Here is a 19,067-nt window from a genome sequence, read left to right as displayed (position 1 = left end):
GTTACTTGTTGCTTTTGTTATCTACCAGAACCGCCAGCAGTATCACCACTGCCTTCACGATCATTTGGTAGTAGGAAGAAACACCCAATAAATTCAGGCCGTTGTTCAGGAAGCCGAGGATCAGCGCCCCGATCAGCGTGCCGACGATGCGCCCCTTGCCGCCGGCCAGGCTGGTGCCGCCCAGCACCACGGCGGCGATGGCGTCCAGCTCATAGCCGGTGCCGGCGGTTGGCTGCGCCGACGACAGGCGCGCCACTTCGATTACCCCAGCCAACGCCGCCAGCAGGCCGCACAGCGAGTAGACGATAATCTTCACTTTATCGACGCTGATGCCGGACAGACGGGTCGCCGCTTCGTTGCCGCCCAGGGCATAAATATAGCGGCCCAGGCGCGTATGGTGCAGCATATACCAGGCGGCGATGAACACGATCGCCATGATCCAGATCGGCGTAGGCACGCCCAGCGGACGGCCGATGCCGAACCAGCCGAAGGTGTCGGCCACATCGGTGAAACCGGTGTTGATCGGGCTGCCGTTGGTGTACACCATGGTGACGCCGCGCAGCAACAGCATCATCACCAGCGTGGCGATAAAGGCCTGCACTTTGCCTTTGGCGACGATCACTCCGGTGCAGGCGCCAACCGCGGCGCCCAGCGCCAATGCCGCCGCCACCGCCACCAGCGCGTTGACCTCAAAGCCGACGATCGACGCCGCCACCGCGCCGGTCAGCGCCAGTAGCGATCCCACCGACAGATCGATGCCGGACGTGAGGATCACCAGCGTCATCCCCACCGCCATGATGGCGTTCACCGAGGTCTGCTGCAGAATATTGAACAGGTTGTTCAGGGTGAAGAAGTTCGGGCTCATGGAAGAGACCACGGCGATCAGCACCAGCAGCGCAATCAACGACTTCTGCTCTAACAGCCACTCTTTACTGAACCAGCGCTTAGCTGCGATAGTCTGGGAACTCATATCTGATTACTCCTGCTTTACGCCGTATTGCTTGCCGACGGCTGCCGCCATCAACGCTTCCTGGGTGGCCTGTTCAATCGGGAACTCGCCGCTGAGATGCCCTTCGTGCATCACCAGAATGCGATCGCTCATGCCCATCACCTCCGGCATTTCCGAAGACACCAGAATGATGCTCAGCCCTTCCTGTTTGAACTGGTTGATTAACTGATAGATCTCTTTTTTGGCGCCGACGTCGACGCCGCGCGTCGGCTCATCGAGGATCAGCACCTTCGGCCGGGTCATCAGGCCGCGGGCGATCGCCACTTTCTGCTGATTGCCGCCGGAAAGCAGACCGATCGGCTGCTCCATCGACGGCGTTTTGATATTGAACAGGCGGATGAAGTCCCCCACCGCCTGCCGCTCGTCGGCCTGCTTCAGGCTGCCGTCGGCGCGGCTGAAGTAGCGCAGCGCGGTCAGCGACATGTTTTCCTTCACCGACATGCCCAGCACCAGGCCGTCGCGCTTGCGGTCTTCCGAGATATAGACGATGCCGTTCGCCAACCCATCCTGCGGCGAATGGGTGACCACCTCGCGGCCGTCCAGGCTGACGGTGCCGGCCTTGCGCGGGGCGGCGCCATACAGGATCTTCATCAATTCGGTACGCCCGGCGCCCATCAGCCCGGCCACGCCGAGGATCTCGCCGCGATACAGCGTAAAGCTGACGTCTTCAACGCCGGGGCCGGAAAGGTGGCTGACGTCCAGCCGCTTTTCCCCGCGCGGCAAATCAAGGCGCGGGTATTGTTCTTCCAGCTTGCGGCCGACCATCATCTCAATCAGCGAATCTTCCTGCAGCTCGCTCACCGGCCGCTCGGCGATGAACTGCCCGTCGCGAAATACCGTCACGTCGTCGCAGATTTCAAAAATCTCTTTCAGGCGGTGCGAGATATACACGATGCCGCGCCCTTCGGCCTTCAGCTCGTTGATCACCTTGAACAGCGAGGCGGTTTCGGTATCGGTCAGCGCATCGGTCGGTTCGTCCATGATGATCACTTTCGATTCGAAGCTCAGCACCTTGGCGATCTCCACCATCTGCTGATCGCCGATCGACAGCTCGCCCACCAGCCGATGGCTGCTGTAGCGCAGGTTGAGGCGCGCCAGCAAGCGATCGGCCTCGGCGTACATGCGCTTCCAGTCAATGCGGCCGAAACGGTTGACGAACTCGCGGCCGAGGAAGATGTTTTCCGCAATCGTCAGTTGCGGGATCAGGTTCAGCTCCTGATGGATAATGCCGATGCCCGCTTCCTGCGAATCCTTGGGCCCGTTGAATACCACCTCTTTACCGAGAAAATACTGACTACCGGCGTCTTTCTGGTAGATGCCGGTCAGCACTTTCATCATGGTGGACTTCCCGGCGCCGTTTTCCCCCACCAGCGCCATCACCTTGCCGGGATAGACGCTGAGGGCGGCGCCAGAAAGCGCCTTCACGCCGGGAAAGGCTTTATCAATCCCTTTCAGTTGCAGTAAAGGTTGCATAAACGCCTCAGAAAGTTACGCCGGCGCACAGGATCACGTTCGCGTAAGGCGAACACTCCCCGCTGCGAATCACCGCCCGGCTGTGCTCGGTTTGCGCTTTAAACGCCTGATGGCTGATATAGCGCACGCTGATGGTGTTACCCTGGCGTTGGCCCAGTGCGGTCAGTTCCGCCAGCAGTGCCTCGTGGAGCGACGGATTCTGTTTCACGATCTCTTCCGCCAGGATGGCGCTTTCTACCTGCATCTCTTGCGTGACCGCCGCGAACACCTGCATGAAGGTCGGCACGCCCTGCGTCAGCGCCAGATCGATGCGCTGCGTTTCCGCCGGTATCGGCAGGCCCGCGTCGCACAGAGTGAGCTGGTCGGTATGCCCCAGCCGGGCAATCACGGCAGACACGTCGGAATTCAGTAATACGCCTTTTTTCATCTTCTCACTCCGCTAGCGAAACGTTTCGCTCTTTGGGGGAGTTTAAAAAAACGGCAGGGGAAGGCAACCAGGACAATGCAGAAGTGTGATCGTTATCGAAACGTTTCGTTCGCGCACGGAGAAAGCGCAAACAAAAGGGGCTCAGCCTAACTGAGCCCCTGTCAGGCGGGTTAGATCTCGACCTGCGTGCCGAGCTCGATGACCCGGTTCGGCGGGATTTCGAACTGATCCGGCGCGCGCAGCGCATTGCGGCTCAGAGCAACGAATAGTTTGCCGCGCAGGTAGAGGTACCATGGCCGCTTGGTGAGGATCAGCGATTCATGGGACATGAAGAACGACGTCTCCGACATGCGGCACGGCAACCCTTCCAGCCCGCAGCGGTGGAACACTTCCTCGACATTCGGCGTTTCACGCCAGCCGTAGCTGGCCACCACCCGCCAGAAGGTCGGCGACAGCTGCTCGATGGTCACCCGACGCACGTTGTGCACGTAAGGCGCATCCTCGGTGCGCAGCGTCAGCAGCACCACGCGCTCATGCAGCACCTTATTGTGTTTCAGGTTATGCAACAGCGCAAAAGGAATGACGTTGGTGGCGCGCGACAAGAAGACCGCGGTGCCCGGCACCCGTACCGGCGGCGATTTCTCCAGCGAGGCGATCATCGCCTCCAGCGAGTTGCCGTGCTCATGCAAACGACGCAACAGGCGGAAACGCTCGCTCTTCCAGGTAGTCATAATGATGAACATCACCAGCGCCAAGGTCAGCGGCAGCCAGCCGCCGGAGAACAGCTTCAGGGCGTTGGCGGAGAACATCGGCACGTCGATGATCAGCAAGATGGTTACGATGCCGATCGCCAGGAAGCGGTTCCAATGCCAGTTATTAATCGCCACCGAAGTGACCAGAATGCTGGTCAGCACCATGGTGCCGGTAACGGCGATGCCGTACGCCGCCGCCAGGTTGCTGGAGTGTTCGAAGCCGATGATCACCAGCACCACCGAGATATACAGCGTCCAGTTGATCACCGGAATGTAGATCTGGCCGGATTCCATTTCCGAGGTGTGAATGATGCGCATCGGCGACAGGTAACCCAGACGCACCGCCTGGCGGGTCAGCGAGAAGACGCCGGAAATCACCGCCTGCGAGGCGATAACCGTCGCCAGGGTCGCCAGAATCAGCAGCGGGATCAGCGCCCAGTCGGGCGCCAACAGGAAGAACGGGTTTTTGATCGCCTCAGGGTTTTTTAGCAGCAGCGCGCCCTGGCCGAAGTAGTTGAGCACCAGCGAAGGCAGCACCACGGTGAACCAGGCCAGGCGAATAGGGAACTTGCCGAAGTGCCCCATATCGGCATACAGCGCCTCGACGCCGGTGATGGACAGCACCACTGCCCCCAGCGCGAAGAACGACACCTTCTTATATTCCATGAAGAAGTTGAGCGCCCATTTGGGGTTCAGCGCCTGCAGCACTTCCGGGTTCGAAATGATGCTGCGCGCGCCCAGCACCGCCAACACGATGAACCACAGCAGCATTACCGGGGCGAACAGCTTGCCGACGCTGCCGGTGCCGTGCTTTTGGATAACGAACAGCAGCGTCAGCACCAGAATGGAGAGCGGCACGATATAGGCGTCAAGCGCAGGCGCGGCGATTTCCAACCCCTCTATCGCCGACATCACCGAGATCGCCGGGGTGATCACCACCTCGCCATAGAAGAAGCTGCCGCCGATCAGGCCCAGTATCACCAACACCGCAGTGGTGCGCGCCGAGGTATTGCGCCCGGCCAGCGACATCAGCGTCAGAATGCCGCCCTCGCCGGCGTTGTCCGCGCGCATCACGTAGGTGAGATATTTGAGGGAAACGATCACGATCAGCATCCAGAAAATCAGCGACAGGAAGCCGAAAACCACGTCTGGACGAACATCGAAGCCGTAATGGCCGGAGAAACACTCTCTCAACGTATAGAGAGGGCTAGTGCCGATATCACCGTAGACCACGCCGATGGCAGCCAAGGTTACCGCCGATAAGGACTGCTTATGCTCTGCGCTCATAATTCGTTTCTTTATCAGAACATCCGTTAGCGATGCATCCGCATCAGGCAAAATACGGGCTCAAAGATCCGTCACGCCCACCAGAAAGCCGCACAGTATGCACCATTTATACCGCTTGCCTACCCTTATATCAGAGCCGAAAAATAAACAAAATGTGAACCGAATATCCGGCTTAACTTAGAAAAATATTACTAATCAACAGGCTATACCACTAAAAATAATGGTGGTTTATCATCGGATTATCGACCAAGATTGGCTAACTCTCGGACAATGCGACAATTATATGACGCCATCATCCCTTCTGGCAGAACGAATTTCCCGCCTCAGCAACGCGCTGGAGAGCGGTCTTTATGAGCGGCAAGAGGCAATCCGTCTGTGCCTGCTGGCGGCGCTGAGCGGCGAAAGCGTATTCCTGCTCGGCCCGCCCGGCATCGCCAAGAGCCTGATCGCGCGCCGGCTGAAGTTTGCCTTCCGCAACGCCCGCTCCTTTGAATACCTGATGACGCGTTTTTCCACGCCGGAGGAGGTCTTCGGCCCGCTATCTATTCAGGCGCTGAAAGATGAGGGGCGCTATCAGCGTCTGACCGCCGGCTATCTGCCGGAAGCGGAGATCGTGTTTCTGGACGAGATCTGGAAGGCCGGCCCGGCGATCCTTAACACCCTGCTGACGGCGATCAACGAACGCCGTTTTCGCAACGGCAACAGCGAAGAACCGATCCCGCTGCGCCTGCTGGTCACCGCCTCCAACGAACTGCCCGAAGCGGACAACAGCCTCGAAGCCTTATATGACCGCATGCTGATCCGTCTGTGGCTGGACAAGGTGCAGGATAAACAGAATTTCCGCTCGCTGCTGGTCAACCGCCAGAGCGAAAGCCAAAACCCGGTGCCGGCAGCGCTGAGCATCAGCGACGAAGAGTTTCTGCAGTGGCAACCGCAGATCGACAAAGTTGCGCTGCCGGAAGCCTGTTTTGAGCTGATCTTCCAGCTGCGCCAGCGGCTGGATGCGCTGGAGCAGGCGCCTTACGTCTCCGATCGGCGCTGGAAAAAAGCCCTGCGCCTGCTGCAAGCCTGCGCCTTCTTCAGCGGGCGCGACGCCATCGCCCCGCTCGACCTGATGCTATTGAAAGACTGCCTGTGGCACGATCTCACCTCGCTGAAGCTGCTGCAACAGCAGATCGATCAGTTGCTGACCGAGTCGGCCTATCAGCAACAATCGATGCTGATCCAGTTGCAACAGATCCACACCCGCTGGCTGCAGGACCAGCAACAGCAAAGCGATCGGCAGGCCATCAGCCTGGTGAAAAAGGGCGGCATGTTCAGCCGTAAACCGCAATACGCGCCGGCCACGCCGTTCCCCGGCGGCACCCTCACCCTGCTGCTGCAAAAACCGCTGCAGCTGCATGACATTCAGGTCAATCATCTGAGCATCGAAAGCAGCGCGCTGGACAACTGGCTGCAAAAAGGCGGCGACGTGCGCGCCAAGCTAAATGGCATCGGCTTCGCGCAGCCGATCGATTTGGACGTGGACGATCAACTGCACCTCACGGTGTTGGACGTCAGCCGCCAGCCATCGTTGCTGGCGCTGCCGGGCAAACAGGCCACCGCCACGCCACAGGCGCTGCTGGATGAAATGGACGGATTGGCCCAGCGCCTGGTGGAGCAACGCCGCGCCTTCAGCCAACATCAGCCCTGTCTGTTCACGCCCGCCGCCGGCCTGGCCAAGATCGAAGCCAGTCTGCTGCAGGTCGCGGAACAGGTTAAACAACAACTGCAGCAAATGCGCGGCCAGTAACCATGCTCAGTCTGGAGACGCTCGATCTGCTGCTGGCGATCACCGAAGGCGAGATGATCGAGGAGATGATCGTCGGCATGCTGGCGGCGCCGCAGCTGTCGGTATTCTTTAAAAAGTTTCCGGCCCTTCGCCGGGCGCTGGATCGCGATCTGCCGCGTTGGAAGCTGCAGCTTAAGGAACGTCTGCAGGAGGCGATGGTGCCGCCGGCGCTGGCGCAGGAATTTTACCGCTACCAACAGTGCCAGTTGGAGAACAACACCCAGTTTTATCACAACCTCAACGACACGATGGAACTGCTGCGCCAGCTGGTCTCACCGTTTTATGAACAGGCGCGCGCGCTGGTGGACGCCGCCGATCTGCCCAATCACCCGCTTGACGACAGCTTTCAAACCCTGTTTCTGCAGCGCTGGCGCATCAGCCTGACGCTGCAGGCCACCATGCTGCACCACCAGTTGCTGGAACAAGAGCGCGAGCAGCTGATGGCGGAGCTGCAGGAGCGCCTGGCGCTGAGCGGCGCGCTGGAGCCGCTGCTGTCGGAAAACGACACCGCCGCCGGCAGGCTGTGGGACATGAGCAAAGGCCAGCTGCAGCGTGGCGATTACCAGCGGCTGGTGGAGTACGGCAACTTTTTGCAGCAGCAGCCGGAGCTGAAAAAGCTGGCGCAACAGCTGGGCCGCAGCTATCAGGCCAAGGCGGTGCAGCAACAGGACGCGCAGCCGGAGCCGTTCAGGGTCATGGTGCAGGTGCCGGCCACGCTGCCGGAAGAAGTGAGCGGCATTCATCAGAGCGACGACATCCTGCGCCTGCTGCCGCCGGAGCTGGCGACGCTGGGGATAGAAGAGCTGGAATTCGAGTTCTACCGCCGCCTGTTGGAAAAGCGGCTGCTGAGCTACCGTCTGCAAGGCGACGTCTGGCAGGAACAGATCCTGATCCGCCAGGTCACTCACCAGCAGCAGGATCAACAGCCGCGCGGGCCGTTTATCGTCTGCGTGGACACCTCCGGATCGATGGGCGGTTTCAACGAACAGTGCGCCAAGGCCTTCTGTCTGGCGCTGCTGCGCATTGCGCTGGCGGACAACCGCCGCTGCTATATCATGCTGTTCGCCAACCAGATCGTGCATTACGAGCTCACCGCCGCCAGCGGCATCGAACAAGCGGTGCGCTTTCTCGGCCAGCAGTTTCGCGGCGGCACCGATCTGGCGGCCTGCCTGAACGCCACCGTCACCAAAATGGCGGAGAGCGGCTGGTTCGACGCCGATGCGGTGATCATTTCCGATTTTATCGCCCAGCGGTTGCCGGAGGAGGTAATAAAGAAGGTGAAACAGCAGCAACAAAGCCACCAGCAACGTTTCCACGCGGTGGCGATGTCCGCTTACGGCAAACCCGGCATCATGCGCATCTTCGATCATATCTGGCGCTTTGATACCGGGTTGAAAAGCCGTTTGATGCGCCGCTGGCGGCGCTAGGCGGTTAGAGCAGGCCTTCGACCGCGCCGCGCACTTCCGGCGACCACACGCCGCACTGCACCTGGCCGATATGCGACAGCTGCAACAGCAGCATCACCAAACGCGACTGACCGATGCCGCCGCCGATGGTCTGCGGCATATCGCCGCGCAGCAGCGACTGGTGCCATTCCAGCTTCATGCGCTCTTCGTCGCCGGTCAGCGCCAGCTGATGTTTCAGCGCCGCGGCGTCGACGCGAATGCCCATGGAAGACAGCTCGAAAGCGTCCTGCAGCACCGGGTTCCACACCACGATATCGCCGTTCAGGCCCGCCAGTCCATCCGCCGTCGGCGTAGTCCAGTCATCATAATCCGGCGCACGCACATCGTGCGATTTGCCGTGCGACAGCTTGCCACCGATGCCGATCAGGAACACCGCGCCCAATTCTTTGGCAATCGCTCGCTCACGCCCTTTGGCGTCCAGATCCGGATAGCGCTGCAGCAGGGTTTCGCTGTGCACGAAGTGGATCTGTTCCGGCAGGAATGGGGTCAGGCCATGCTCACGGCTGACTTCCGCCTCCGTCGCCTTGATCGCAGCGTAAATGCTGCGCACGGTGTTTTTCAGGTAGTCCAGGCTGCGCTCACCGTCGCCCATCACCCGCTCCCAGTCCCACTGATCGACGTACACCGAGTGGATTGGCGTCAGACGGTCTTCATCCGGGCGCAGCGCCTTCATATGGGTATACAGGCCTTCGCCGGCACCGAAATCGTAGCTGCCCAGGGTTTTGCGTTTCCATTTCGCCAGCGAATGCACCACTTCGAAGGTGGCGTCCGGCAAGGTTTTGACTTTGACCTGCACCGCTTTCTCGCTGCCGGAAAGGTTATCCTGCGTGCCGTCGCCCAGGCGGCTAAGGATCGGGGCCTGCACTTCGATCAGACCGAGCTGTTGCTCCAGCTGGCGGGAGAAGAAGGATTTGACCTGGCTGATTTGTTGTTGTTTTTGGATAAACTGTTTTTTCATTGCCGTATCTCTTGTAAACCTGTCTCTGTTGCCATCGATTAAGCAACAAAATGACACGACTATTCAATATCCATTAATCAATATTGCCTTTTCACTTTTAATCGTTCATTTTTACCCGGACAGAATTCAACAATCGTTAATTAATGGGGGATTAAATGGCGGAAATTTATCAGATCGATAATCTCGATCGCGGCATTCTCAACGCCCTGATGGACAATGCGCGCACACCGTACGCCGAACTGGCGAAAAACTTCGCCGTCAGCCCCGGCACTATTCATGTGCGGGTGGAGAAGATGAAGCAGGCCGGGATCATCACCGGCGCGCGCATCGACGTCAGCCCCAAACAGCTGGGCTACGACGTGTGCTGCTTTATCGGCATCATCTTAAAGAGCGCCAAGGATTACCCTTCGGCGCTGAAGAAGCTGGAAAGCCTGGAAGAAGTGGTGGAAGCCTATTACACCACCGGCCACTACAGCGTCTTTATTAAGGTAATGTGCCGATCGATCGACGCGTTGCAACAGGTACTTATCAACAAGATCCAGACCATCGACGAGATCCAGTCTACCGAAACGCTGATCTCGCTGCAGAACCCCATTATGCGCACCATCGTGCCGTAACCCGCCAAATTGCATACCCACATTATCCACAGGTAGATCCCAGCCGATTCACAGCGTACAATGCAGCCACTTTGAGTGAGAAGGTTGGGATCGTTGGTTCATGGCAGACATTACTCTGATCAGTGGCAGTACGCTTGGCAGCGCCGAATACGTGGCTGAACATTTGGCTGAAAAGCTGGAAGACGCGGGTTTCTCTACCGAGATGCTGCACGGCCCTGAACTGGATGAACTGCCGTTGACCGGCCGCTGGCTGGTGGTCTCTTCCACGCACGGCGCCGGCGAACTGCCGGATAACCTTCAACCGCTGCTGGAACAGATCGCTGAGCAGCAGCCGGATCTTTCCGAGGTGCAGTTCGGCGCCGTCGGTTTGGGCAGTTCGGAATACGACACCTTCTGCGGCGCGATCAAACAGATCGACGATCTGTTGATCGCCAGAGGCGCTAAAAGGATCGGCGATCGTCTCGAGATCGACGTGACCGAGCATGAAATTCCCGAGGATCCGGCCGAGGAATGGGTAAAAAACTGGATTAATTTACTCTAATTCGTCTAAAGATCGCGCGAACGATTGTGGATAACTAAGCTTAAAAGCAGGGTAAAAGCCGTAGTTATCCCAATAACAACCGTAGAGCGCTTTTTGTCCTGTGCATAACAAGCCTTTTAGATCCCAGCTTATCTGCGTCGGGATCACCGATCATTCACAGCAAACGATCCTCCTTAATCTGCTGATCTTCATCGTGAATAGTTACTTATCCACAGAGGATCGCGATCCTAATAAGAGATCTAATAAAGAGATCTTTAAATAAAAAAGATCTTCTTTTAATTACCGACGATCCGGACCACTTGGTCGATCGTCTAAACTTGAGTAGAATCCCCGACCCCAGGGCAAATACGATCGTTCGCAATACGGCGAGGTGCAGTTCCATGTTTTATCCAGATCAATTTGACGTCATCATCATCGGTGGTGGCCATGCAGGTACCGAGGCCGCCATGGCCGCGGCGCGCATGGGACGTCAGACTTTATTATTGACACACAATATCGATACGCTGGGACAGATGTCCTGTAACCCGGCGATTGGCGGTATTGGTAAAGGGCATCTGGTTAAGGAAATTGATGCGCTCGGCGGCTTGATGGCGACGGCGATCGATCATGCCGGCATCCAGTTTAGGATACTAAACGCCAGCAAAGGCCCTGCCGTTCGCGCCACTCGCGCTCAGGCGGATCGCGTCTTGTATCGCCAGGCGATCCGTACCGCGTTGGAGAACCAGCCCAACCTGATGATCTTCCAACAGCCGGTTGAGGATCTGATCGTCGAAAACGATCGCGTAGTCGGCGCCGTCACCCAAATGGGCCTGAAATTCCGCGCCAAGGCGGTGGTATTGACCGTAGGCACCTTCCTGGACGGCAAGATCCATATCGGTCTGGAGAATTACAGCGGCGGCCGCGCCGGGGATCCTCCTTCGATCTCGCTGTCGCAGCGTTTGCGTGAACTGCCGCTGCGCGTTAACCGCTTGAAAACCGGTACGCCGCCGCGCATCGACGCCCGCACTATCGATTTCAGCGTACTGGCGCCGCAACACGGCGATACGCCGGTGCCGGTATTCTCGTTCCTGGGCGATGCCAGCCAGCACCCGGAACAAATGGCGTGCTACATCACCCACACCAATGAAAAAACCCATGACGTGATCCGCAATAACCTCGATCGCAGCCCGATGTATGCCGGGATCATCGAAGGGATCGGCCCACGTTACTGCCCGTCGATCGAAGACAAGGTCATGCGTTTTGCCGATCGCAACGCGCACCAGATCTTCCTTGAGCCGGAAGGCCTGACCAGCAACGAGATTTACCCTAACGGGATTTCCACCAGCTTGCCTTTCGATGTGCAGATGCAGATCGTCCGTTCGATGGAAGGAATGCAGAACGCGCGTATTATTCGCCCTGGTTATGCCATCGAGTACGATTTCTTCGATCCGCGCGATCTGAAGCCGACGCTGGAAAGCAAATTCATTCAGGGCCTGTTCTTCGCCGGCCAGATCAACGGCACCACCGGGTATGAAGAAGCCGCCGCGCAGGGCTTGCTGGCCGGTCTGAATGCCGGGCGTTTCGCCGATGAACAAGAGGGCTGGGCGCCACGTCGCGATCAGGCCTATCTCGGCGTGCTGGTGGACGATCTCAGCACCCTTGGTACCAAAGAGCCGTACCGCATGTTTACCTCTCGTGCCGAGTATCGTCTGATGCTGCGCGAAGACAACGCCGATCTCCGCCTGACGGAAAAAGGCCGCGAGCTGGGCCTGGTGGACGACGTGCGTTGGGCGCGCTACAGCGAGAAGCTGGAGCGGATCGAACGCGAACGTCAGCGCCTGCGCGACATCTGGATGCACCCGCACGCCGAGAACGTCGAACAGGTCAATGCGTTGCTGAAAGCGCCGCTGTCGCGTGAAGCGAACGGCGAAGAACTGCTGCGTCGCCCGGAGATGGATTACGCGCAGTTGACCGGCACCGACGCTTTCGCGCCACCGCTGGACGACGTCCAAGCCGCCGAGCAGGTCGAGATCCAGGTCAAATACGAAGGCTACATCGCTCGCCAACAGGAAGAGATCGAAAAACAGCAGCGCAACGAGAACACCATGTTGCCGTTGGATCTCGACTACCGTCAGGTTTCGGGACTGTCGAACGAAGTGATCGCCAAGCTGAACGATCACAAACCGAACTCCATCGGCCAGGCTTCGCGCATCTCCGGCATTACGCCGGCGGCGATCTCGATTTTGCTGATCTGGCTGAAAAAGCAGGGGCTGCTGCGCCGCAGCGCATAAATCCCGCATCCAGGCGGCCGTTTGCTCAACCCGTAGCCAAACGGCCGCTGACATCACTTGCGCCCTGAATTATCATAGTCGCCTCATTGCGCCAGCTAACCATCCGCTGGTCGTTCAGCGCCTGCCAGAGGATCCGTTGTGCAAAAAAAATTAGACTCGCTGCTCGCGGCAGCTGGCATTGAGCTGCCCGATCAGCAGAAACAGCAGCTGCTGGGCTATGTCGGCATGCTGGATAAGTGGAACAAGGCTTATAACCTCACGTCGGTGCGCGATCCGCAACAAATGCTGGTGCGCCACATCCTCGACAGTATTGTGGTCAATCCGCATCTGCAGGGCTCGCGTTTTATCGATGTCGGCACCGGCCCCGGTTTACCGGGCATTCCGCTGGCGATCGTGCGCCCGGACGCGCATTTCACGCTGCTCGACAGCCTGGGCAAGCGCGTGCGTTTTCTGCGTCAGGTGCAGCATGAGCTGGGCCTGAACAATATCGAGCCGGTGCAGAGCCGCGTCGAAGCGTTTCCGGCCGAGCCGCCGTTCGATGGCGTGATCAGCCGGGCATTCGCTTCGCTGCAGGATATGCTGTCCTGGTGCCATCACCTGCCGGCGAAAGGGCAGGGGCGTTTTTACGCGTTGAAAGGCGTGCGTCCGGATGAAGAACTGACGCAGCTGCCGGCTGGCGTTAGCCTGGAGTCCATCGTGCGGCTGCAGGTGCCTGAACTGGAAGGCGAACGTCATCTGGTGATTCTTAAGGCAAACTGAGTTTGCTTTTGATCAAACAAGCGTGAATTAAAGGTCGTACCAAGCAGAAAGGTAAGCAGGCTAATTAGTTGGTCGCTTTTTTTAGTTAATTTACTTTCTATTAACACAAAAAACGCGGCTAATTAGCGACAATAGAGTAATTGCATTTGGAAATAGTCACGTTAGCAATCATGTGCGAAAGATTGGCGTTTGCTGCTAATGTTAATTGGCTGTTGGAATATTGCCCCGCTGCTTGTCAATAAAAGGTTTTCATCGGGTATACGGATTGTTTTTGAACAGTTAACTGGTAATGTTTTGATTTATATAATTTTTTGATCGCTCAAATTGCTAAAGACGGTTTGGTTGACCATCGGCTATAAATCAGGAAGGGACATTACTGTGATCGGCTTCGCGTTTCTAAACGCAACGCTGGAATAATCAGACAATTAAATGCGCCCTATTATTCCGACCGTTTTCTTGTGAAAATAGGCTGGAATAGGGAAATTTAAATAATTGTTCACCTTTTCGCTACTTATCGATTGAATTCGTTGGTATGCCCCGTATAATTTGCTCGTTTTTTGCTGCTTGACTCAGGACAGCAAAAACAGTTGTATACGTCACTCAGCATACCCCCTCTGGGGTACGGAGAGAACAAACGTCATGTCTGTGTCCCTTTACAGCGGGAAAGTCGCACGCAAACTGCTGTTTTTGCAGTTAATGACTTTTGTTCTGATCAGCGTTGCTTTCTGGCTGAAAAGCCCGGAATGGAGCGCTTCGGCGCTGGCAGGCGGTCTCGCCGCCTGGTTGCCGAGTGCAATGTTTATGCTGTTTGCCTTGCGCCATCAGGCGCAAACGCCGGCGCCCGGTAGGGTTGCCTGGTCGTTCGCCATCGGCGAGGGGCTAAAGGTCGTGATCACCATCGTTTTGCTGATCGTGGCGCTGGGGGTGTTCAAGGCGGAGTTTATACCGCTTGGCCTGACCTATTTAGCGGTGTTAGTGGTGCAGATAGTGGCACCGGCCGTGATTAACAGTTACCGAACTTAACTAAATAAGGGTAAGAGGCATCATGTCTGCAGGAGAAGTCTTGACTCCACAGGAGTATATCGGTCACCACCTGACGCAGCTTCAGGTCGGGACTGGGTTCTGGTCGATCAACATCGACTCGATGTTTTTCTCCGTCGTCCTCGGGGCGCTTTTCCTGGTGATCTTCCGCAAAGTGGCCAAAAACGCCACCAGCGGCGTGCCGGGTAAACTGCAAACCGCCGTGGAGCTGGTGGTCGGTTTCGTCGACAGCAGCGTGCGCGACATGTACCACGGCAAGAGCAAGGTGATTGCGCCGCTGGCGCTGACCGTGTTCGTCTGGGTGTTCCTGATGAACTTGATGGACCTGCTGCCCATCGACTTCCTGCCTTACGTTGGCGAACACATCCTCGGCCTGCCTGCGCTGCGCGTCGTGCCTACCGCCGATGTGAACGTCACGCTGTCGATGGCGCTGGGCGTGTTCATCCTGATTCTGTTCTATAGCATCAAAATGAAAGGCGTTGGCGGGTTTGTTAAAGAGTTGACCATGCAGCCGTTCAACCACCCTGTATTCATTCCTATCAACCTGATTCTTGAAGGTGTCAGCCTGCTGTCCAAACCTGTTTCACTGGGTCTGCGACTGTTCGGCAACATGTATGCGGGTGAGTTGATCTTCATCCTGATTGCCGGCCTGTTGCCGTGGTGGTCACAGTGGGTCCTGAGCTTGCCTTGGGCTATCTTCCACATCCTGATCATTACGCTTCAAGCCTTTATTTTCATGGTTCTGACGATCGTCTATCTGTCGATGGCGTCTGAAGAGCACTGATTTTCTTAAAACACTTGCACTTTTAAACTGAAACAAACTGGAGACTGTCATGGAAAACCTGAGTATGGATCTGCTGTACATGGCTGCCGCTGTGATGATGGGTTTAGCGGCAATCGGTGCTGCGATCGGTATCGGCATCCTGGGTGGTAAATTCTTGGAAGGCGCTGCTCGTCAGCCTGACCTGATTCCTCTGCTGCGTACACAGTTCTTTATCGTTATGGGTCTGGTCGACGCCATCCCGATGATCGCTGTAGGTCTGGGTCTGTACGTGATGTTCGCCGTCGCGTAAGTAGAGCAACCCTCTACGACGTAACCAAACTATTAACTTTTAAAGAGGCATTGTGCTGTGAATCTTAACGCAACAATCCTCGGCCAGGCCATCGCGTTCGTTCTGTTTGTCTGGTTCTGCATGAAGTACGTATGGCCGCCGATCATGGCTGCCATCGAGAAACGTCAGAAAGAAATCGCTGACGGCCTCGCTTCTGCAGAGCGTGCCAAAAAAGATCTGGACTTAGCGCAAGCCAATGCGACCGACCAGCTGAAAACTGCCAAAGCAGAAGCTCAGGTGATCATCGAGCAAGCGAACAAACGCAAAGCTCAGATCATGGATGAAGCGAAAGCCGAAGCCGAGCAGGAACGTAACAAAATCGTGGCGCAGGCTCAGGCTGAGATCGAAGCCGAACGTAAGCGCGCTCGTGAAGAGTTGCGTAAGCAAGTCGCGATGCTGGCAATTGCCGGCGCCGAGAAGATCATCGAACGTTCCGTGGATGAAGCTGCTAACAGCGACATCGTTGATAAACTGGTCGCTGAACTGTAAGGAGGGAGGGGCTGATGTCTGAATTTGTAACTGTAGCTCGCCCCTACGCCAAAGCAGCTTTTGACTTTGCCGTTGAGCACCAAAGCGTAGAGCGCTGGCAGGACATGCTGGCGTTTGCGGCTGAAGTCACTCGCAATGAACAGATTTCTGAACTGCTGTCTGGCGCGGTTGCGCCAGAAACGCTGTCCAAGACGTTCATCGCGGTTTGTGGCGATCGGCTCGACGAACATGGCCAGAACTTTATCCGTGTAATGGCCGAAAATGGACGTTTACTGGTTCTTCCTGCCGTGCTGCAGCAGTTCATCGAACTGCGCGCCTCGCTGGAATCCACCGTCGAAGTCGAAGTGCTCTCTGCGAGCGCGCTGAACGACGAACAGCAGGCGAAAATCGCCGCTGCGATGGAAAAACGTCTGTCACGCAAAGTTAAGCTGAATTGCAAAATTGACAAGTCTGTACTGGCCGGCATCGTTGTTCGCGCCGGCGATATGGTGATTGATGGCAGCGTTCGCGGTCGTCTTGAACGCCTGACAGACGTCTTGCAGTCTTAAGGGGACTGGAGCATGCAACTGAATTCCACCGAAATCAGCGAACTGATCAAGCAGCGCATTGCTCAGTTCAATGTAGTGAGCGAAGCTCACAATGAAGGTACTATCGTTTCCGTCAGCGACGGGATCATCCGCGTACACGGCCTGGCCGAAGTTATGCAGGGCGAAATGATCGCGCTGCCTGGCAACCGTTACGCAATCGCATTGAACCTGGAGCGCGACTCCGTCGGTGCCGTGGTCATGGGTCCGTACGCGGATCTGGCCGAAGGCATGAAGGTTAAATGCACCGGCCGTATCCTGGAAGTTCCAGTCGGTCGTGGTCTGCTGGGCCGCGTAGTTAACACCCTGGGCGCGCCAATCGACGGCAAAGGCCCGATTGAGAACGACGGCTTCTCTCCGGTAGAAGCTATCGCGCCAGGCGTTATCGAGCGTCAGTCCGTTGATCAGCCGGTTCAGACTGGCTACAAATCCGTTGACGCCATGATTCCAATCGGCCGTGGCCAGCGTGAGCTGGTGATCGGTGACCGTCAGACCGGTAAAACCGCGCTGGCGATCGATGCGATCATCAACCAACGCGACTCCGGCATCAAATGCGTTTACGTGGCTATCGGCCAGAAAGCGTCCACCATCGCTAACGTGGTGCGCAAACTGGAAGAGCACGGTGCACTGGCCAACACCATCGTGGTGGTGGCGACCGCTTCCGAATCCGCCGCACTGCAATACCTGGCGCCATACGCCGGTTGCGCAATGGGCGAATACTTCCGTGACCGCGGTGAAGACGCGCTGATCGTGTACGATGACCTGTCCAAACAGGCCGTTGCTTACCGCCAGATTTCCCTGCTGCTTCGTCGTCCGCCAGGTCGTGAAGCTTACCCAGGCGACGTATTCTACCTGCACTCCCGCTTGCTGGAGCGCGCAGCGCGCGTCAACGCCGAATACGTTGAAGCCTTCACCAAAGGTGAAGTTAAAGGCCAAACCGGTTCACTGACCGCTCTGCCGATCATTGAAACCCAGGCGGGTGACGTTTCCGCGTTCGTTCCGACCAACGTAATCTCGATTACCGATGGTCAGATCTTCCTGGAATCCAACCTGTTCAACTCCGGTATTCGTCCGGCAGTTAACCCGGGTATCTCCGTATCCCGTGTTGGTGGCGCCGCGCAGACCAAGATCATGAAGAAACTGTCCGGCGGTATCCGTACCGCGCTGGCGCAGTATCGTGAATTGGCTGCGTTCTCCCAGTTCGCCTCCGATCTGGACGACGCGACCCGCAAACAGCTGAGCCACGGTCAGAAAGTGACCGAGCTGCTGAAACAGAAACAGTATGCGCCGATGTCGGTTGCACAACAGTCTCTGGTGCTGTTTGCCGCAGAACGCGGTTACCTGAACGACGTCGAAGTCGCCAAAGTGGTGAGCTTCGAAGCCGCGCTGGTAGCCTATGCGGACCGCGAGCACGCCGAACTGCTGAACCACATCAACCAAACTGGCAACTTCAATGATGAGATCGAGGGCAAGTTGAAAGACATCCTCGAGACCTTCAAGAAAACCCAGTCCTGGTAACGCCGAACGGTCCTGCTGTTGAAAGACAGCAGGCCGTCTGGCACTGAGGAGAAGCAGAGATGGCCGGCGCAAAAGAGATACGTAGTAAGATCGCTAGCGTGCAAAACACGCAAAAGATCACTAAAGCGATGGAAATGGTCGCCGCCTCCAAAATGCGTAAATCGCAGGATCGCATGGCGGCCAGCCGTCCTTATGCAGAGACCATGCGCAAAGTGATTGGTCACCTTGCGTTAGGGAATCTGGAGTACAAGCACCCGTACCTGGATGAGCGTGACGTTAAGCGCGTCGGGTATCTGGTGGTGTCTACTGACCGTGGTCTCTGCGGCGGCTTGAACATCAACCTGTTCAAAAAGCTGCTGGCGGAGATGAAAGCCTGGTCCGAAAAAGGCGTCGAAACCGATTTGGCGCTGATTGGCTCTAAAGCGGCCTCTTTCTTTGGTTCCGTGGGCGGCAACGTGGTTGCCCAGGTGACCGGCATGGGGGACAAACCTTCCCTGTCGGATCTGATCGGGCCGGTGAAAGTGATGCTGCAGGCCTACGACGAAGGTCGTTTGGACAAGCTGTACATTGTCAGCAACAAATTTGTTAATACGATGTCCCAAGAGCCGCAGGTGCTTCAGCTGCTGCCGTTACCGCCAGCCGATGACGAAGAGCTGAAGAAAACGCCTTGGGATTACCTGTATGAACCCGATCCAAAAGTGCTGCTTGATACCTTGCTGCGCCGCTATGTGGAGTCGCAGGTTTATCAGGGCGTCGTGGAAAACCTGGCCAGCGAGCAGGCCGCACGAATGGTCGCGATGAAAGCCGCAACCGATAACGGCGGTAGCCTGATCAAAGAGCTGCAGTTGGTATACAACAAGGCGCGTCAGGCCAGCATCACTCAGGAACTCACCGAGATCGTTTCGGGAGCCTCCGCGGTTTAAGCTAGGTTTA

18 protein-coding genes are annotated in these 19,067 nt (G+C 57.1%); 13 read left to right on the top strand and 5 right to left on the bottom strand.

The genetic code is table 11. The annotated features are described in order from the left end of the window. Position 1 precedes the first annotated feature (1 nt). The 4 genes from rbsC to kup form a co-directional block, all read right to left on the bottom strand. A complete protein-coding gene (gene rbsC, locus CRO23_RS23875; protein WP_004933766.1) occupies positions 2–970 on the bottom strand; it encodes a ribose ABC transporter permease in 969 nt (322 codons plus the stop codon). A 6-nt stretch (positions 971–976) separates the two neighbouring features. Next, the gene (rbsA, locus tag CRO23_RS23870; protein ID WP_016929626.1) at positions 977–2,482 is read right to left on the bottom strand and encodes a ribose ABC transporter ATP-binding protein RbsA; all 1,506 of its coding nucleotides are present in this window, start codon (positions 2,480–2,482) and stop codon (positions 977–979) included. Positions 2,483–2,489: 7 nt separating this feature from the next. Beyond that, the gene (rbsD, locus tag CRO23_RS23865) at positions 2,490–2,909 is read right to left on the bottom strand and encodes a D-ribose pyranase (protein ID WP_016929625.1); all 420 of its coding nucleotides are present in this window, start codon (positions 2,907–2,909) and stop codon (positions 2,490–2,492) included. A 170-nt stretch (positions 2,910–3,079) separates the two neighbouring features. After that, a complete protein-coding gene (kup, locus tag CRO23_RS23860) occupies positions 3,080–4,948 on the bottom strand; it encodes a low affinity potassium transporter Kup (RefSeq protein ID WP_015379467.1) in 1,869 nt (622 codons plus the stop codon). Between the two features lie 283 nt (positions 4,949–5,231). Between kup and ravA the strand changes: the two genes are divergently transcribed. After that, a complete protein-coding gene (gene ravA / locus CRO23_RS23855) occupies positions 5,232–6,740 on the top strand; it encodes an ATPase RavA (RefSeq protein ID WP_097103054.1) in 1,509 nt (502 codons plus the stop codon). Between the two features lie 2 nt (positions 6,741–6,742). Beyond that, positions 6,743–8,206, top strand: a complete 1,464-nt coding sequence (gene viaA / locus CRO23_RS23850; protein WP_004933781.1) for an ATPase RavA stimulator ViaA — start codon at positions 6,743–6,745, stop codon at positions 8,204–8,206. Between the two features lie 4 nt (positions 8,207–8,210). On the opposite strand, the gene asnA is transcribed toward viaA, so the two are convergent. Then, positions 8,211–9,203 carry an aspartate--ammonia ligase gene (asnA, locus tag CRO23_RS23845; RefSeq protein WP_016929623.1) on the bottom strand — a complete coding sequence of 331 codons (993 nt, stop codon included), beginning with the start codon at positions 9,201–9,203 and terminating at the stop codon, positions 8,211–8,213. A gap of 155 nt (positions 9,204–9,358) precedes the next feature. Here asnA and asnC point away from each other — a divergent pair, with 155 nt between their 5' ends. The 11 genes from asnC to atpG all read left to right on the top strand — a co-directional run bounded on the left by asnC (position 9,359) and on the right by atpG (position 19,057). Beyond that, on the top strand, positions 9,359–9,820 hold the full coding sequence (gene asnC / locus CRO23_RS23840) for a transcriptional regulator AsnC (RefSeq protein WP_004933786.1): 462 nt from the start codon (positions 9,359–9,361) through the stop codon (positions 9,818–9,820). 100 nt (positions 9,821–9,920) lie between these two features. Next, positions 9,921–10,361 carry an FMN-binding protein MioC gene (mioC, locus tag CRO23_RS23835; RefSeq protein ID WP_016929621.1) on the top strand — a complete coding sequence of 147 codons (441 nt, stop codon included), beginning with the start codon at positions 9,921–9,923 and terminating at the stop codon, positions 10,359–10,361. 380 nt (positions 10,362–10,741) lie between these two features. Continuing rightward, the gene (gene mnmG / locus CRO23_RS23830; protein ID WP_097103046.1) at positions 10,742–12,631 is read left to right on the top strand and encodes a tRNA uridine-5-carboxymethylaminomethyl(34) synthesis enzyme MnmG; all 1,890 of its coding nucleotides are present in this window, start codon (positions 10,742–10,744) and stop codon (positions 12,629–12,631) included. A 138-nt stretch (positions 12,632–12,769) separates the two neighbouring features. Continuing rightward, on the top strand, positions 12,770–13,390 hold the full coding sequence (rsmG, locus tag CRO23_RS23825) for a 16S rRNA (guanine(527)-N(7))-methyltransferase RsmG (protein ID WP_015379471.1): 621 nt from the start codon (positions 12,770–12,772) through the stop codon (positions 13,388–13,390). A gap of 639 nt (positions 13,391–14,029) precedes the next feature. Further along, on the top strand, positions 14,030–14,413 hold the full coding sequence (atpI, locus tag CRO23_RS23820; RefSeq protein WP_004933796.1) for a F0F1 ATP synthase subunit I: 384 nt from the start codon (positions 14,030–14,032) through the stop codon (positions 14,411–14,413). 22 nt (positions 14,414–14,435) lie between these two features. Next, positions 14,436–15,215: a F0F1 ATP synthase subunit A gene (gene atpB, locus CRO23_RS23815; protein WP_015376132.1), complete on the top strand. Its 780-nt coding sequence runs from the start codon at positions 14,436–14,438 to the stop codon at positions 15,213–15,215. Between the two features lie 49 nt (positions 15,216–15,264). Continuing rightward, complete coding sequence (gene atpE, locus CRO23_RS23810) at positions 15,265–15,504, top strand: F0F1 ATP synthase subunit C (protein WP_004093904.1); 240 nt, start codon at positions 15,265–15,267, stop codon at positions 15,502–15,504. Between the two features lie 57 nt (positions 15,505–15,561). Next, complete coding sequence (gene atpF / locus CRO23_RS23805; protein ID WP_004933804.1) at positions 15,562–16,032, top strand: F0F1 ATP synthase subunit B; 471 nt, start codon at positions 15,562–15,564, stop codon at positions 16,030–16,032. Between the two features lie 14 nt (positions 16,033–16,046). Beyond that, positions 16,047–16,580, top strand: coding sequence for a F0F1 ATP synthase subunit delta (gene atpH / locus CRO23_RS23800; protein ID WP_015376133.1), 534 nt, complete (start codon positions 16,047–16,049; stop codon positions 16,578–16,580). Between the two features lie 12 nt (positions 16,581–16,592). After that, complete coding sequence (gene atpA, locus CRO23_RS23795) at positions 16,593–18,134, top strand: F0F1 ATP synthase subunit alpha (protein WP_004933808.1); 1,542 nt, start codon at positions 16,593–16,595, stop codon at positions 18,132–18,134. Positions 18,135–18,193: 59 nt separating this feature from the next. Beyond that, positions 18,194–19,057, top strand: a complete 864-nt coding sequence (atpG, locus tag CRO23_RS23790; protein WP_004933811.1) for a F0F1 ATP synthase subunit gamma — start codon at positions 18,194–18,196, stop codon at positions 19,055–19,057. Positions 19,058–19,067 lie beyond the last annotated feature (10 nt).

Source organism: Serratia sp. JKS296 (assembly GCF_900215445.1).
In the GTDB taxonomy this organism is placed as follows: Bacteria; Pseudomonadota; Gammaproteobacteria; order Enterobacterales; family Enterobacteriaceae; genus Serratia; species Serratia marcescens.
This window is presented reverse-complemented; position numbering and strand designations above follow the sequence as displayed.

Excerpts from the sequence above, each read along its gene's own strand:
- rbsC (WP_004933766.1), bottom strand. The coding sequence starts at position 970 with ATGAGTTCCCAGACTATCGCAGCTAAGCGCTGGTTCAGTAAAGAGTGG.
- rbsA (WP_016929626.1), bottom strand. The coding sequence starts at position 2,482 with ATGCAACCTTTACTGCAACTGAAAGGGATTGATAAAGCCTTTCCCGGC.
- rbsD (WP_016929625.1), bottom strand. The coding sequence starts at position 2,909 with ATGAAAAAAGGCGTATTACTGAATTCCGACGTGTCTGCCGTGATTGCC.
- kup (WP_015379467.1), bottom strand. The coding sequence starts at position 4,948 with ATGAGCGCAGAGCATAAGCAGTCCTTATCGGCGGTAACCTTGGCTGCC.
- ravA (WP_097103054.1), top strand. The coding sequence starts at position 5,232 with ATGACGCCATCATCCCTTCTGGCAGAACGAATTTCCCGCCTCAGCAAC.
- viaA (WP_004933781.1), top strand. The coding sequence starts at position 6,743 with ATGCTCAGTCTGGAGACGCTCGATCTGCTGCTGGCGATCACCGAAGGC.
- asnA (WP_016929623.1), bottom strand. The coding sequence starts at position 9,203 with ATGAAAAAACAGTTTATCCAAAAACAACAACAAATCAGCCAGGTCAAA.
- asnC (WP_004933786.1), top strand. The coding sequence starts at position 9,359 with ATGGCGGAAATTTATCAGATCGATAATCTCGATCGCGGCATTCTCAAC.
- mioC (WP_016929621.1), top strand. The coding sequence starts at position 9,921 with ATGGCAGACATTACTCTGATCAGTGGCAGTACGCTTGGCAGCGCCGAA.
- mnmG (WP_097103046.1), top strand. The coding sequence starts at position 10,742 with ATGTTTTATCCAGATCAATTTGACGTCATCATCATCGGTGGTGGCCAT.
- atpI (WP_004933796.1), top strand. The coding sequence starts at position 14,030 with ATGTCTGTGTCCCTTTACAGCGGGAAAGTCGCACGCAAACTGCTGTTT.
- atpB (WP_015376132.1), top strand. The coding sequence starts at position 14,436 with ATGTCTGCAGGAGAAGTCTTGACTCCACAGGAGTATATCGGTCACCAC.
- atpE (WP_004093904.1), top strand. The coding sequence starts at position 15,265 with ATGGAAAACCTGAGTATGGATCTGCTGTACATGGCTGCCGCTGTGATG.
- atpH (WP_015376133.1), top strand. The coding sequence starts at position 16,047 with ATGTCTGAATTTGTAACTGTAGCTCGCCCCTACGCCAAAGCAGCTTTT.
- atpA (WP_004933808.1), top strand. The coding sequence starts at position 16,593 with ATGCAACTGAATTCCACCGAAATCAGCGAACTGATCAAGCAGCGCATT.
- atpG (WP_004933811.1), top strand. The coding sequence starts at position 18,194 with ATGGCCGGCGCAAAAGAGATACGTAGTAAGATCGCTAGCGTGCAAAAC.